The organism is Collinsella acetigenes, from assembly GCF_012844445.1.
Taxonomy (GTDB): Bacteria; Actinomycetota; Coriobacteriia; order Coriobacteriales; family Coriobacteriaceae; genus Collinsella; species Collinsella acetigenes.
Genome location: NZ_JABBCP010000007.1, coordinates 255,175 through 269,347 on the forward strand (window position 1 = coordinate 255,175; position 14,173 = coordinate 269,347).

General features: G+C 61.0%; 14 protein-coding genes. 2 read left to right on the plus strand and 12 right to left on the minus strand.

Annotation, left to right across the window (positions count from 1 at the left end; translation table 11 throughout):
- Positions 1 to 153 precede the first annotated feature (153 nt).
- Positions 154 to 498 (plus strand): hypothetical protein, encoded by a 345-nt coding sequence (locus HF320_RS08655; RefSeq protein ID WP_169277926.1) that lies wholly within the window; start codon positions 154 to 156, stop codon positions 496 to 498.
- Between the two features lie 28 nt (positions 499 to 526).
- On the plus strand, positions 527 to 1,435 hold the full coding sequence (locus HF320_RS08660) for a PHP domain-containing protein (RefSeq protein ID WP_169277927.1): 909 nt from the start codon (positions 527 to 529) through the stop codon (positions 1,433 to 1,435).
- A gap of 295 nt (positions 1,436 to 1,730) precedes the next feature.
- Here HF320_RS08660 and hisE read toward each other — a convergent pair whose 3' ends face one another.
- From hisE to HF320_RS08720, 12 genes are all read right to left on the minus strand, one after another.
- Positions 1,731 to 2,048, minus strand: coding sequence for a phosphoribosyl-ATP diphosphatase (hisE, locus tag HF320_RS08665; protein ID WP_022387590.1), 318 nt, complete (start codon positions 2,046 to 2,048; stop codon positions 1,731 to 1,733).
- A gap of 55 nt (positions 2,049 to 2,103) precedes the next feature.
- On the minus strand, positions 2,104 to 2,436 hold the full coding sequence (gene hisI, locus HF320_RS08670) for a phosphoribosyl-AMP cyclohydrolase (RefSeq protein ID WP_022387589.1): 333 nt from the start codon (positions 2,434 to 2,436) through the stop codon (positions 2,104 to 2,106).
- Entirely contained in the window at positions 2,437 to 3,219 is a 783-nt protein-coding gene (gene hisF / locus HF320_RS08675; protein WP_040219755.1) for an imidazole glycerol phosphate synthase subunit HisF, read from the minus strand.
- Positions 3,213 to 3,965: a 1-(5-phosphoribosyl)-5-[(5-phosphoribosylamino)methylideneamino]imidazole-4-carboxamide isomerase gene (locus HF320_RS08680; protein ID WP_169277928.1), complete on the minus strand. Its 753-nt coding sequence runs from the start codon at positions 3,963 to 3,965 to the stop codon at positions 3,213 to 3,215. The genes hisF and HF320_RS08680 overlap by 7 nt, the downstream gene beginning before the upstream one ends.
- Complete coding sequence (locus HF320_RS08685; protein ID WP_169277929.1) at positions 3,962 to 4,711, minus strand: glutamine amidotransferase-related protein; 750 nt, start codon at positions 4,709 to 4,711, stop codon at positions 3,962 to 3,964. The genes HF320_RS08680 and HF320_RS08685 overlap by 4 nt, the downstream gene beginning before the upstream one ends.
- A gap of 42 nt (positions 4,712 to 4,753) precedes the next feature.
- Complete coding sequence (gene hisB, locus HF320_RS08690; RefSeq protein WP_169277930.1) at positions 4,754 to 5,341, minus strand: imidazoleglycerol-phosphate dehydratase HisB; 588 nt, start codon at positions 5,339 to 5,341, stop codon at positions 4,754 to 4,756.
- Positions 5,342 to 6,457, minus strand: a complete 1,116-nt coding sequence (gene hisC / locus HF320_RS08695; protein ID WP_169277931.1) for a histidinol-phosphate transaminase — start codon at positions 6,455 to 6,457, stop codon at positions 5,342 to 5,344.
- A 2-nt stretch (positions 6,458 to 6,459) separates the two neighbouring features.
- The gene (gene hisD / locus HF320_RS08700) at positions 6,460 to 7,860 is read right to left on the minus strand and encodes a histidinol dehydrogenase (RefSeq protein ID WP_169277932.1); all 1,401 of its coding nucleotides are present in this window, start codon (positions 7,858 to 7,860) and stop codon (positions 6,460 to 6,462) included.
- A gap of 64 nt (positions 7,861 to 7,924) precedes the next feature.
- Entirely contained in the window at positions 7,925 to 9,646 is a 1,722-nt protein-coding gene (gene hisG, locus HF320_RS08705; protein ID WP_169277933.1) for an ATP phosphoribosyltransferase, read from the minus strand.
- 227 nt (positions 9,647 to 9,873) lie between these two features.
- Complete coding sequence (locus tag HF320_RS08710; RefSeq protein WP_022387580.1) at positions 9,874 to 10,533, minus strand: NAD-binding protein; 660 nt, start codon at positions 10,531 to 10,533, stop codon at positions 9,874 to 9,876.
- Between the two features lie 10 nt (positions 10,534 to 10,543).
- On the minus strand, positions 10,544 to 11,197 hold the full coding sequence (locus tag HF320_RS08715) for a potassium channel family protein (protein ID WP_169277934.1): 654 nt from the start codon (positions 11,195 to 11,197) through the stop codon (positions 10,544 to 10,546).
- Positions 11,198 to 11,199: 2 nt separating this feature from the next.
- Entirely contained in the window at positions 11,200 to 14,058 is a 2,859-nt protein-coding gene (locus HF320_RS08720) for a cation-translocating P-type ATPase (protein ID WP_349290726.1), read from the minus strand.
- Positions 14,059 to 14,173 lie beyond the last annotated feature (115 nt).

Sequence of the window (14,173 nt, forward strand, 5' to 3'; positions counted from 1 at the left end):
GCGCAACTCAAACAAGCATGTTCTGCGCTAGCCCAACTTATCCACGCAGGCATACGGAGCAGCGGCGCGCACCACGATAATCCCATGCCCGCGTGCTATGCTTTGCGGCATCGTTTGCACGCAATGCGCCAACAATATGTACGGGAGGCACGCATGTCCCAAGAAGATATCAAACAAAGCATCCACGACGCCTTTGATGAGGACGACCCGAGCCCGGCAAAACGAGCCCCCAAGCCCGGCTCCGGCAATCCCGGCCTTCCCGTCGCTTCTCTCATCTTTGCTGTAGCAGGAGCCATCCTCGGCGGCTATGTCAGCTGGATTTTGAGCGTTATCGCCGGTATTGTCGCCATCGTATTGGGCGTTGTGGCGCGCAAGCAGGCATCCCCACGCCTTGGCCTCGCCCTCGCAGGCATCGCTATCGGCGTGCTTTGCATCCTCAGCAGCCTCGCGCTCGTAGGCATCTACCTGTTCAAGCTTAAGGACATGGGCCTGCTGTAACAAGCCATCGCCCAATAAAGGAGCCCTTATGCCTTGCTGCCCGTTGGTCGACTGCCATACTCACACGCATTTTTCCGATGGCGGCTCGACATTCGAGGAAAACGTCCGCGCGGCGGCGGGCATAGGCTGCGAGCTAATGGTCTCGACCGATCACCTCACCCTGCCCGCCAGCATGGACGCCGCTGGGGACGTGCAGGTTACCGAAGCAGACCTTCCGGCCCATCGTGCCGCCTTCGACGATGCAGTCAAACTCGCGGCCGAGCTTTCACCCTCGCTCAAACTGCTCTACGGCTTCGAATGCGACTGGTATCCCGGATGCGAGCCGCTGGTCAAAGCGTGGTCGTCAGGAGCCGCCGTACGCTTGGGCAGTATTCACTGGCTCGGCAGCCCGGGCAATATCATGGCTGGCGCTGCCGGCGCCGCCGGAACCGACGATGTGCCCCGTGCCGACCCGCCCAACTCCGACGCCGGATGGATCGACTACGATGCCGACCTGCATGTTTGGAAAAACCTTGGCGTTCACGAGGTCTGGCGCCGCTATGTCGACGCCTGGTGTGCTGCCTGCGAAAGCCCGCTCGATTTTGATGTGATGGCGCACCCCGACCTTCCCATGCGCTTTGCGAACGAAGGGCTTGCCCCGGATTTTGATCTTGCCCCCTTATGGGACCAGATGGCAGCGTGCGCACACGATACGCACAGGCGAATCGAAGTTTCCACGGCCGGCCTGCGCAAAAGCGTGAATGATTATTACCCCACTCGCGGTCTGCTCGAACGCTTTGTTCGCGCAGGCGTCCCCATCGCATTCGGATCAGACGCGCACCGCGCCTGTGATATCTGCTGGGGCATCCGTGATGCCTATGCATTCGCCTATAGCTGCGGATACCGCTCATTTGACATCCCCCGCGATGCCGGGGCATGGGAGACCGTCTCCCTCTAGGGCGCTGGCCCCTCACGAAACATCGCCACCCGTTGCCAAAAGCGACCAAAAAAGGGTGCTGGCAACACCACATCGCAGCGTCGCCAGCACCCTCTCAACCAAAAAATACGGGTATAGGTAGGTAAAACCCAAAACCCAAGGTACGCCTCTAAAATCGGCGGCATTTTCGCAGGTTGTCGCGCCTCAAAAAGAGCGTCTACTCGAATGAACGGTTTTTACCTACCTATACCCGTAAAAAATGGGCGGGTGCCATCCTCGCAGAAGGCACCCGCCCGATTGCTTCATGTAAAAACGGCTACTTCATGCGCGCGTTGAGCTCGCCGGCAAGCTCGTCGAGAGTCACGCCGTAGCGCTCGAGCGTCACGAGCAGGTGGTACACCAAGTCGCCCGCCTCGTAGCGAATGTGGTCGTGGTCTTTATCCTTGCAGGCCATGATCACCTCGCTTGCCTCCTCGGCGATCTTCTTGAGCAGTTCGTCCTCAACGTCGGTCAAAAGGCGCGCCGTATAGCTCTTTTCGGGAGAAGACTCGCGACGTCCATGTATCGTCGCGGCCAGGCTCTCCAGAGTCTCGCCGATATTTCCATCCTGCACGTTAGCGGTACGTACGCCCATGCTTGACTCCTCCCAAACGTAACGCCGCTGCTATCGCGGCTTGCATCTCATCTACCTACGGCTCAACACGCTTGAAAAAACAACTGCGTGCACCCGTATGACATGCCGGACCGGGGCTGTCGACCTTCACAAGCAGCGTATCGCTATCGCAATCGGTCCACAGTTCGCGCACTTGCTGCATATTTCCGCTGGTCGCGCCCTTATTCCAAAGCTCCTGGCGGCTGCGGCTCCAAAACCACGTGGTACCGCGTTCAAGCGTAAGCCCCACAGACTCCTCGTTCATCCACGCCACCATCAACACCTCACCGGTGTCGTACTGCTGAACCACGCACGGAATGAGGCCGCGTTCGTCATAGGTAAGCTGCGCGGGCGTTGTGACCTCGATCATCTAAAAATCCAATCTTACCGGGATACCCTGACTTGCCATGTACTCCTTTACCTGGCGAATGCTAAAGGTTCCAAAGTGAAACACGCTTGCCGCAAGGACGGCATCCGCCTCGCCCTCGATAACGCCCTCGGCAAAATGCTCGAGCGTGCCCACGCCGCCGCTCGCAATCACGGGAATAGAGACCGCACGAGCAACGGCACGCGTGAGCGCCAGGTCAAATCCCTCTTTGGTACCGTCGCGATCCATACTCGTAAGCAAAATCTCGCCCGCACCGCGGCGTGCCGCCTCCGCAGCCCACTCAACGGCATCGATACCCGTGGCATTGCGACCACCCGCGGTAAAGACTTCCCACTTGTCGGCGCCGGGCTTTCCGGGCGTGCCCACGCGCTTGGCATCGATAGCGCACACCACCGCCTGGCTGCCAAACGCCGCAGCGGCCTGGGTAATCAGGTTTGGATCGCGCACGGCCGCCGAGTTGAGCGACACTTTGTCGGCACCCGCAGCAACCATCTGGCGCATGCCCGCAAGATCGCGAAAACCGCCGCCCACCGTATAGGGAATGGAGAGCTCCTCAGCCGCATGCGCAGCCATGTCGATTGTTGTCGCGCGATTGTCGCTCGTGGCGGTAATGTCCAAGAACACAACCTCGTCGGCGCCCTCGCGATCATATGCCGAGGCAAGCTCGACTGGATCGCCCGCGTCGCGCAGTTCCACAAAGTTGACGCCCTTCACAACGCGTCCGCACTTGACGTCCAAACACGGAATGATGCGCTTTGTTAGCATGCGCCCTCCTCTCCGTGGGCCACGGCCAAGGCCTCGGCCAACGTGAAGTTGCCCTCATACAGGGCACGCCCGGTGATGGCGCCCTCGATGACATCCGCGCCCGCGGCGGCAACCGCACGAATGTCGTCAAGCGTGGAGATTCCTCCCGAGGCGACAACCGGAAAGCCGGCAACGTGGGCCACGTGGGCATATGCCGCCACATCGATGCCGGTCTGCATGCCATCGCGTGCGATGTCGGTATAGACCAGGTGCTTGAAGCCCTGCTCGGCAAGCTGCCCCACCACCTCGTCAAGCGCCAGGCCCACGCCATCGCGCCAGCCGTTCACCTTGACCTGACCATCGCGAGCGGCAACGTCGGCAACCAGCAGGTCGCCAAAGCCGCGCGCCGCGACCTCGGCAAAACCCGGCTCCGTTACCAAAACGGTACCCATAGCGATGCGCTTGGCGCCATACCCCGCAAGCTCATCGATGCGCGCAAGCGAGCGCACGCCGCCGCCCACATCAATGGACAGGCCATCTACCTGGCAGATTGCCTCGATAGCGCGCGAATTAGCCTCGCGAGCGTCCTCATCCTCCTCGAATGCTGCCGAAAGATCGACCACATGGAGCCACGTTGCGCCCTGAGCGGCAAACTCCCGCGCAACCGAAACGGGATCGTCGGAATAAACCTTGCAGCGGCTTCGGTCGCCGCGCTCCAGGCGAACAACCTTGCCGCCAATCAGATCGATAGCGGGAAACAAAATCATGCGTCTACCTCCCCACCGTTCATGGCACCCTCGACGATGCCCACGAAGTTCTCGATAAGCCGCAGGCCGCGCGTCGAGGATTTCTCGGGATGGAACTGGCAGCCAAAGACCCGGCCGTGCTGCACCATGCAGGCAAAGCTGCGCGTATAGTGCGTATGGGCAAGGGTGTCGGCAGCGGGCACATCGAGGCCTGCCGCATACGAATGCGTGAAATACATGTTGGCGCCCTCGGGAAAGCCGCGCAAAAGAGGCGAAGCGGCACCCTCCTTGGTCAGATGCACCTGATCCCAACCAACATGGGGAACTTTAAGACGCGTGGACTCAAGGCGCGAACACGACCCCTGAATCAGTCCCAAACCGCGTACCCAACGCCTGCCGTCAGCCTCAAAAATCACTCCGGGATTTAAACCCTTGCCGTAGGCATCATTCGCAACAGCTGCAGAAACATCCTTGGGAACGCCCTCGTCACCGCGGTCAAGCAGCAGCTGAAGCCCCAGGCAGATACCTAAGATCGGCTTGTTTGCGGCAGCGGCCTCGAGCACCGCCTGGTCAAGCCCCGACTCGCTCATATAGGAGATGGCATCGTAAAACGACCCCACGCCGGGAATCACGATGCCGTCGGCCGCGCGGACATGCGCAGGATCGTCGCTCGCATAGGCCTCGGCGCCAGCGCGCGCAAAACCGCGCACCACGCTCGACAGGTTGCCCTTGTGGTAGTCGACGATGACAATCGATGGACTGAGCACTGTTCCCTCTTCTCTTACCGTTCAATCGATTAAAACGCCCAGCTAAAGGGTGCCCTTGGTCGATGGCACGCCCTTCACGCGCGGGTCCATCTCACATGCAAAGCGCATGACACGGCCCGTGGCCTTAAAAGCTGCCTCGATGATGTGATGGCTGTTCTCGCCCGCCAGCTCGCGCACGTGCAGCGTGAGCTTGGCATCGCGCGCAAAGGCGTAGAAGAACTCGACCGCAAGCTCGGTATCGAACGAGCCCACGCGCTCGGTAGGCAACGGCAGGTCGCAATAAGCCTGACCGCGACCGGAAATATCGACCGCCGCCATGACGAGCGTCTCGTCCATGGGGATGGTCGAGGAGGCAAAGCGCGCGATTCCCGCTTTATCGCCAAGCGCCTGGCAAAATGCCTCGCCCAGCACGATACCCGTATCTTCCACGGTATGGTGCGCATCGACCTCAACGTCGCCCACGGCATGCACCGCCAAGTCAAACTGGCCGTGACGGCCAAACGCGTTGAGCATGTGGTCGAAAAACGGCACACCCGTATCGATATCGCAAACGCCAGACCCATCGAGGTCGAGCTTGATCTGGATGTCGGTCTCTCCCGTCTTGCGGGTTACCTCTGCGGTGCGAGACATCTACATCTCCTCCTTTACGAGCACAGCAAGCGCGCTCAATACAGCGTCGTTTTCTGCAGGCGTGCCCACGGTGATGCGCAGGCAGTCAGCAAGTCCGGGCGCATAGCTAAAGTCGCGCACAAGAATCGAGTACTCGTCGCGCAGCCGCTCGCGCACACGGGTCGCATGCGCCGTGCGCACAAGCAGGAAGTTGCCAAAGCTCGGCCAGACCTCAACGGGCAGGCCTTTGGCAGCAAGCGCCTCGAGCGCAGTCTTGACGCGCTCGCGCTCCGCGGCAACCTGGGCCACAACCGGCGCATAGGCATCGCGAGCGCGCACGGCCGCAAGCGCCGCCGCCTGCGTAAGCACATTGACCGAGTAGATCTGGCGAATCGCCGCAAACACGTCGATAACCTCGGGCGCCGCGATCACATATCCGCAGCGCGCGCCCGCCGCCCCAAAGGCCTTGGACAACGTGTGCAGGATAACGATGTTGGAATACTTCTCGATAAGTCCTTGGGCCGTGGTCTTGGCACCAAAGGAGGCGTCGGCAAACTCGATATATGCCTCGTCGACCATAACCATACCGGGACATGCCTCGCAGAGCTTGCCGATAAAATCGAGCGGAGCCACGTCTCCCGTGGGATTGTTGGGCGAGGTCACGATAGCAAGATCGCATGAGGGGGCCGCCTCAAGCACCGCCGCGCAATCGAGCTCGAAGGTCTTGGGATCGCGCCATACGTCATGCACCCCGGTCTCAACAAGCGAGGCAAAAAACGCGTATTCGCTAAAGCATGGCGGGCAATTGAGCAGCGTGCGCCCGCGCCCGCCAAAGGCGAGCAGGAAGTTATAGAGCAGCTCGTCGCCACCGTTGCCTGCGCAAACCATCTCGCGCGGCACACCGTGCCAGGCGGCCAGCTCGTCACGCAAGTCGTTGCTCATGGGATCGGGGTAGCGGTTGAGGGGCGTTGCGGCCAAGGCGGCGTCAACGGCCTCGCGCACGCCCTCGGGCACGGGATAGGTGTTCTCGTTTGCCGAGAGATTGATGCTCGTGGGCGTGAAGTTTGGGTCATACGGCTCGATGCTCGCCAGATACGGCTGCACGAGCTCCTTCATCTTCTGGGAAAGCTCTGCCATCGCTATTCACCCACTGGCGTCGCGCCGTCGGCGACCGTCTGGACGTCATCGTCCGGCCAGGCAACGGAAGTAAGGTCCGTGCCGGCAAGTGCCTCGCAGCTCACGGAGTCCTCACCCTGCTCCAGAATGCGACGGCGCAGCGCCGCAGAAAGAGCGTGGGACCACAGACCCTCGGCCTCGGCCAAACGCTGGGTCGCAGGCGCATCTTTCATCAGGCCCTGAGGCGTATAGCAAATGACGCTCGAGCGCTTGACGAACTCCTCGACAGAAAGCGGATTGGAAAAGAGCGCCGTGCCACCCGTAGGAAGCGTGTGGTTGGGACCGGCAACGTAATCGCCAAGCGGCTCGGAACTCCAAGCGCCCACAAAGATGGCGCCCGCATTGCGAATGCCACCCAACAGCCCCATGGCGTCTTTGCAGTGAAGCTCCAGGTGCTCCGGCGCCACGGTGTTGACGGCCTCGACCGCCGCCGCCATATCGGCAGCGACTACGATCGTGCCCTCGTTGTCAAGAGAGGCGCGCGTGATCTCCTCACGGGGCGACTGCGCCACCAGAACCTCGATACCGCGCTCGACCTGAGCGGCAAAATCGGCGTCGCAGGTAACCAAGTAGCAAGCCGCCAGCGGGTCGTGCTCGGCCTGCGCCATAAGGTCGGCCGCGACAACCATGGGGTTCGCACTCGCATCGGCGAGCACGCAGACCTCGGACGGACCGGCAATCATGTCGATGCCGATATCGCCCGAGACGATCTGCTTGGCCGCGGCGACAAACGCGTTGCCCGGACCGGTAATCTTATCGACCTTGGGGATGGTCTCGGTACCATAGGCAAGGGCCGCTACCGCCTGCGCGCCACCCACCATGTAAATCTCATCCACACCGCCGAGCCTTGCGGCAGCAAGCGTGTAGGGGCTGATAAGCCCATCCTTTTGCGGAGGCGTGACCATGACCACGCGCTTGACCCCTGCGACCTTGGCAGGAATAGCGTTCATGAGCACCGTAGAGGGATACTGCGCGCGTCCGCCCGGCACGTAGATGCCGGCAGCAGCAAGCGGGGTCACCTTGACGCCGAGCATGGTGCCATCCGCGCGCGTGGTAAACCAGCTCTGCTCGACCTCGCGCTCGTGGAACTCGCGAATCTGCGTAGCGGCCTTCTTGAGTGCCGCGACAAACGTGGGGTCCAAGCCCTCAAGCGCCGCATCGATCTGCTCCTGCGGCAAACGGAAACTCTCAAGGTCAACACCGTCAAAACGGCTGCAATAGTCGCGCACTGCCGCGTCTCCCTCGGCGCGCACGCGGGAGACGATCTCCTTGGCAGAAGCCACGATATTCTCGGGCAGCACGCCCTTGCGATTGAGTTGGTTGACGCTCAGCAGCTCGCCCGCTGCCAACTTGATGGTCTTCATCTCGAACAGTCCTATCTCTATTGGGCATCTGCGCCCATGCTACGTCAAAATCGATATATGCCCGCTACTGAGCCGAGCCCGCAACGGGCTCGAAATGGAGATGCTCCACCGCAGCAGCCAGTCGCTCGCCCAAGACGCGCACGCGCGAATCCAAACGGGCAGCGCCGGGGTTCACAAAGAATCGCGCTGTGCACTCCATAATCTCGCCGGTGACAACCAGATCGTTCTCGCGCAGGGTGGCACCCGTGGCCGTGATATCGACAATGCGGTCGGTCATGCCCACGATGGGCCCCAACTCGATATTGCCGTGCAGCGAAACGATATCTGCCACCACGCCCCGGCTCGCATACCACGCTGCGGCGATGCGCGGATACTTGGTTGCCACGCGAAGCGATCCGCGACGGGCATAGTTGCGCTCGGCCTGCCCCGCACGCCACGAGGGCTCCGCCTCGATAAACTTGCAGGCGCCATAGCCAAGGTCGACCAGCTGCAAAAGGTTGAGACCGGCCTCGATCAGGGAGTCGCGGCCGCAAATGCCGCAGTCGGCGCCGCCACAGCCCACAAAGGCAGGGGCATCGCTGGGGCGCACGATAATAAACTCGATATCGCCGATGCCGTCCTCGCCCGCGCGGGCATCACGGCCGTGCACGATAAGATGACGACCCGGGTCGCGTAGCTCGGAGGCATCGATGCCGGCGGCCTCCAGAACCTCGATCGTATCGGCCTTGAGAGAACCCTTGGGCACGGCGATACGCAGCGGGGCGCCCGCTGCGTTGCCCGTGCGCACGGCAGCGTGATCGCCGTCGGCAGCGTCCTCTGCCGTGTTCAGCGCGCTCTCCAGACGCTCGAGCGAAAAGGCAAAACCCGCCGCCGGAACATCTGCCGCAGATGCGAACACGCCACAGAACACCGAATCGTACCTACCGCCCGAACCCACAGGATCGGGAAGACCGCCCGCATATGCCTTGAACACCAGGCCGGTATAGTAATCGAACGAATTCATGATGGAAAAGTCAAAGGAGAGCAGCGCGGCGTCCTGAGCATCCAAACCCGCGATAAGCGCACGAAGCTCGCAAGTCATGTCGCCTGCGACACCGGCTGCGGCGAGAAGCGCGTCCACACGATCGAGAACCGACGCACCGCCCACCAGGCGCGGCAACTCGCAGATGGCAGCCTTCATGGCATCGGGCTCGCTGCTTGCCATCACGCGAGCGTCCAGGTCCACAAAATCATTTGCGTGGACCATACGCAAGGCGTCCTCGGCCAAAGATGCGTCGCTCACATGTGCAAGAAGCGTTTTAAAGGGACGGACGCTGCCGCATACGACCCTGGCATCGGCAAGGCCCAGAGCGCGAACAGCGCTCGTCACCAGCGAAACCATCTCGACATCGCCTGCGGCGTCCCCTTCGCCGATAAGCTCGAAACCCAGCTGCGTAAACTGACGGGAGCCGCCAGCGCCACGCACCTGCTCGCGCACGACCGGAGCCTCATAGCGCAGGCGAAGCGGCAAATCGGCCGAGCGCATGCGCGTAGAGACCAGGCGAACAATGGGAAGCGTGTTGTCGGGACGTACCACGAGCAGGCGGCCATCGTCATCAAACAACTTAAACGGGGTGTCCGCAATGCGGCCGCCCTCCTCGAGAGAGCCCTTGTCCTCGAGCAGCGGCGTTTCGACCGGAAGGTAATGATGAGCACGAAAGCAGTCCCTCACCGTCTGTGCGATCTCCTCGCGCGCTTGAGCTTCCTCGGGCAAAATGTCCCTGAATCCCCACGGTGTGGCCGTCATACGCGCGCCCATCCCCTCTACGATAGCCAAACATATCGAAAAAAAGACCCGGCCTCAACCGGTGTCTGGTACTTTAGCATACTAGAGTGTATTCTGCGCGAACCCTCAAAATCGGTAACAGAACCGTGACAATCACACGTGGAAGTCCACATGAGAGGACATGGTCCCACTCACAAAAAGGCCGCACCCGGAAAACCCAGATGCGGCCTTTTGCAAATTAGCAATGTCTACTGCAAAGCGTGGCTCAAAAAATCCCTGCCAGAATCGTCGGAGAACGCGACCACGCGATCGCCTGCGCACAGCTCCGTGCCGCCATTGGGGATAACAATATCCCCGTCACGCTCAACGGCTACGAGCACAAGGTCCTCGGGCAGCTGCAAGTCGCGCACCGCCTTCCCAACCACCGAGGAACGGGGACGCACCTCGCCTTGAACAATAGCGTGACCGCTCTTGCCCAAGCGCATAATCGTGTAGACGTCCTCGATATCAAGGCCCTCCTCGACGGAGCGCGTAATCAGATCGGCCTGGTCGATGGCCACATCGACGCCCATAGAGGCATCGAACATCCAGGCATTCGCCGGGTTGTTGACGCGTGCGACCACGCGGCCAACGCCGTACTCCATCTTTGCGAGCATCGAAACCACGAGGTTAACCTCGTCGTCACCCGTAACGGCAATCACGACGTCCGAATGCAGCACACCTGCCGCCTCGAGGACATCGGGGCTCGAGCCCATGCCGCGCACGACCGTACCCTCGGGCAGCTTTGCCTCAAGACGCTGCACCACGGTTTTTCTCGATTCGATAACGCGCACCGTGTCGCCGCGGCCGCTCAGCAGGGAGGCGAGATACGAGCCGGTCTTGCCACCGCCAACGATAATGATATTCATGGTTGCCTCCTTACTCGGCCAAGCCGAGCATGGTGCGGAACTTGCCCGCAGCGCTCGACGCAACCGCCGCATAGATGATGTCTCCGTGGTCAAGCACCGTTCCCTGCGTGGGCACGAACGTCTCATTATCGTGCGAAACGGCAACGATGCTGATCTCGCCCACAACAGTGAGCTCGCGCACCGGGCTTCCCTCAAGAAGCGCCGGGACGTCGGCGCGCACGAGGCGCACATCGCCGGACCCAAGTTCGACAACATCGTCCAGCTCGTTGAACGTCAAAAGCTCGCAAACGCGGCGCACGCCCCAATCGGTGGTGGAGATGCTCTGGATGCCGAGCCTACGGTAGGTTTCGGCATTGGAAATCTCGTACAGGCGGGCGATGACGCGTGGGACGCGATAGGTCTGGCGCGAGATACGCGCGACGACGATGTTCGTCTCGTCGGACGAGGTGCAGGCGACCACAGCACTGGCACGGTCGATCCCAGCGGCCTCGAGAACTGCACGGTCAAAGCCAACACCCTCTACGGTGCTGCCGCCAAACGACTCCCCCAGCGATTCAAGGCGCTCCGGGTCCTGATCGATAGCGCAGACGTTATAGCCCTGCCTGTCAAGTTTGCGGGCGAGGCTCACGCCCATGCGTCCCATGCCCACGACGATTACGTTCATGGCTACCTCTTTTCCGGCGTCTGAGAAAGCGCGACGCCATTACGGTCGATATGGTTCTTCTTGCGAACGATGGCCTTGCGGCACTCCTCAATCAACAAGATGACGGGCGGAAGCAGCACCAAGAACACGTAGTCGCTCAGCAGCAACGGGCTGGTGTGGAAGACGCCCTGGAACGGCGGGAACAGTGTGATGAAAACAATGAGCACGATCTCGAACAGAATACCCTTGTTGATCTGCTTGTTCGAGAACAGACCCGCGGCAAAAACCGAAGCGGTCTCCGTACGGCAGTTCCAAACCTCACCAATCTGCGTGAAGACGATAGCAGCGAGCGCCATGGTCGTTGCACGGACATAGACCGGATCGAGGTCGGCGCCCACGCCAAACATCGCGATGCCCGGATGCCAACCATTCATGATCTGGCAGAACATGAACGCAGCGAAGGAGAAGAGCGCGCCAAGCATGCCGTACCACAGGAAGGCCTTGCGCATGACCTTGCCCGAAAGCAAGGGCTCGTTCGGGTCGCGAGGGGGCCTGCTCATAACGTCGGCCTCGGGAGGCTCGGTGCCCAAACCAAGGGCAGGCAGCATATCGGTGCCCAGGTCGATGGTGAGGATCTGCATCGTCGTAAGCGGCAGAGGCACCGCTCCGCCTGAGAGCAGGTAGATCGCAGAAGGAACAGCCTCGGGGACATTGGAGTTCAAGATATAGAGCATGAACTTCCTGATGTTGGCGTAGACCGCACGGCCTTCTTCGATGGCATGGACAATCGAGGCGAAGTTGTCGTCGGTCAAGATCATGTCCGCGGCCTCCTTGGCCACGTCCGTGCCGGTGATGCCCATGGCAACGCCGATGTCTGCCTTCTTAAGCGCAGGAGAGTCGTTCACGCCGTCTCCGGTGACAGCCACGATCTCGCCCATCTGCTGCAGGTTCTCGACAACGCGCAGCTTTTGCTCCGGCGCCATACGAGCAAAGACTACCTCGCCCTTCAACGCCTCTTTGAGCTCCTCATCCGAGGTCTTCTCGAGCTCGACGCCCGAGAAAACGCGCGGGTGCTCACCCTGCACGATACCGATCTTGCGGGCAATGGACACTGCGGTAAGACCGTAGTCGCCCGTGATCATCACAACGCGGATGCCAGCGCGGCGGCACTCAGCAACAGCTGCCGCAACCTCGGGCCTTGGCGGGTCTTGCATAACGAGCAGTCCAACAAAGGTAAGGCCGCACTCGATGTTATCGGGAGTGTAATCGCTCATCGAGCGGGGAATGGAATCGTCGTCGGCGCACAGCGGGCGATATGCCAAAGCGAGGACGCGCAAACCATTCGCTGCATAGCCATCGTTTGCAGCCATGATGCGCTCGCGCATCTCATCGCTCATGGGAGCGACCTCGCCGCGGCAGCGCACATGCTCGGAAAGACGGACAACCTCGTTAGGGGCGCCTTTCACAAATGCGATACGGGAAGCGCCTTCAAACGGACGCTTGAGCTGATGGATGGTCGTCATGCGCTTGCGGCGGCTCTCAAAGGGAAGCTCCCTCACGCGCGGCATCTCGCGCTCGAGGTCCTCGAGCGTAAGTCCGGCTTTCTGGGCACTCACGAGCAGGCATGCCTCGGTGGGGTCGCCCAAAACGGTATACCGGCCGCCCTCTTCCTCGGGAGCAACAAGGCGCGCATTGGAGCACAGCGCGCCGCCTGCCACCAGCAGGCGAAGCTCGTTGTTATCGGCAGCCAGCCACTTCTCGCCGTCGCCCTCGATGTCACCCGCAGGCGCATAGCCAACGCCAGTGACCTCGTACTCGCGCTCGCATGTCCACAGATGGTTGACGGTCATCTCGTTTTGAGTAAGCGTGCCGGTCTTGTCGGTGCAAATAACGCTCGTAGAGCCCAAGGCCTCAACAGAGCTGAGTTTCTTCACCAGGGCATTGCGCTTGCTCATGCGCTGCACTGCCATAGCAAGCGACAGCGTAACCGTGGGCAGCAAGCCCTCGGGAATAAAGGCAACAACCATACCCAGAGCAAAGATGAACGAGGAGGCAAGGCCGTTGTGCACAAAGAGCACGTCAAGCAGGAAGAACGCGATGCCCATGCACAGGGCAAACAGCGTAACCTGCTTGGTCAGGCGATCAAGCTGGCGCTGCAGGGGGCTCTCGGAGTCCTCCATGTTCTGCGTCAGACTCGCGATTTTGCCAAACTCCGTCGCCATGCCGATCTTTGTGACAACAACACGGCCGTTGCCCTCGGAAACAGAGGTTCCCGCAAACACGAGGTTGGGCGTTTCGGCAGCGGTAAGATCGGTCTCGAGCACGGCGTCGGCGGTCTTTCGCACCGGATTGGACTCGCCGGTAAGCGTCGACTGGTCCACCTGCAAATCGGAAGCGCGAACAACACGACCATCAGCAGAGATCTTGTCGCCTTCTGCTAGAACCATGATGTCGCCAGGCACGAGGTCTTCCGCAAGCACCTGAGACTGCTGGCCGTCGCGAATAACATTGACGTAAGACGGGAGCATCTTCTTGAGCGCTTCGGTTGCCTTGTCCGCCTGATGCTCCTGCCAAAAGCTAAAGCATCCGTTGATCAAGTTGACCAACCACACGGCAACGCACAGCTCGGGCATACCCGCCACCAGGGCGATAATGCCCGCCGCCCACAGCAAAATAGCCATGAGATGCGTAAAGTTGGAGAGAAATGCCAGGACTGGAGATTTTTTCTTGGCCGCCTGGATGAGGTTCTTGCCGTATTTGGCCTGCAACTTCGCTGCCTGATCGCTCATCAGGCCAGCAGCGCTGCTGCCCATGGCCGCCAGCGCATCCGCGCCGGTGAGCGATGCGAGCTGCGAAATCTTCTCCTCATGCGATTCGGACACAGTATCCAAGGGTCCTCCTTTCTTTGATTGCGCGCGTGCCCGACGGACATGCGCGGCCGGCGGCAATGCCGCCAACGCAAAGGAAGAATAGCCACCCTTGAGCCTCTCCAGAACA

Bases quoted from the DNA above. Each gene is read 5' to 3' on its own strand.
- HF320_RS08710 (WP_022387580.1), bottom strand. From the start codon at position 10,533: ATGAATATCATTATCGTTGGCGGTGGCAAGACCGGCTCGTATCTCGCC.
- hisF (WP_040219755.1), bottom strand. From the start codon at position 3,219: ATGCTAACAAAGCGCATCATTCCGTGTTTGGACGTCAAGTGCGGACGC.
- hisD (WP_169277932.1), bottom strand. From the start codon at position 7,860: ATGAAGACCATCAAGTTGGCAGCGGGCGAGCTGCTGAGCGTCAACCAA.
- HF320_RS08680 (WP_169277928.1), bottom strand. From the start codon at position 3,965: ATGATTTTGTTTCCCGCTATCGATCTGATTGGCGGCAAGGTTGTTCGC.
- HF320_RS08715 (WP_169277934.1), bottom strand. From the start codon at position 11,197: ATGAACGTAATCGTCGTGGGCATGGGACGCATGGGCGTGAGCCTCGCC.
- HF320_RS08660 (WP_169277927.1), top strand. From the start codon at position 527: ATGCCTTGCTGCCCGTTGGTCGACTGCCATACTCACACGCATTTTTCC.
- hisI (WP_022387589.1), bottom strand. From the start codon at position 2,436: ATGATCGAGGTCACAACGCCCGCGCAGCTTACCTATGACGAACGCGGC.
- hisE (WP_022387590.1), bottom strand. From the start codon at position 2,048: ATGGGCGTACGTACCGCTAACGTGCAGGATGGAAATATCGGCGAGACT.
- hisG (WP_169277933.1), bottom strand. From the start codon at position 9,646: ATGACGGCCACACCGTGGGGATTCAGGGACATTTTGCCCGAGGAAGCT.
- hisB (WP_169277930.1), bottom strand. From the start codon at position 5,341: ATGTCTCGCACCGCAGAGGTAACCCGCAAGACGGGAGAGACCGACATC.
- HF320_RS08655 (WP_169277926.1), top strand. From the start codon at position 154: ATGTCCCAAGAAGATATCAAACAAAGCATCCACGACGCCTTTGATGAG.
- hisC (WP_169277931.1), bottom strand. From the start codon at position 6,457: ATGGCAGAGCTTTCCCAGAAGATGAAGGAGCTCGTGCAGCCGTATCTG.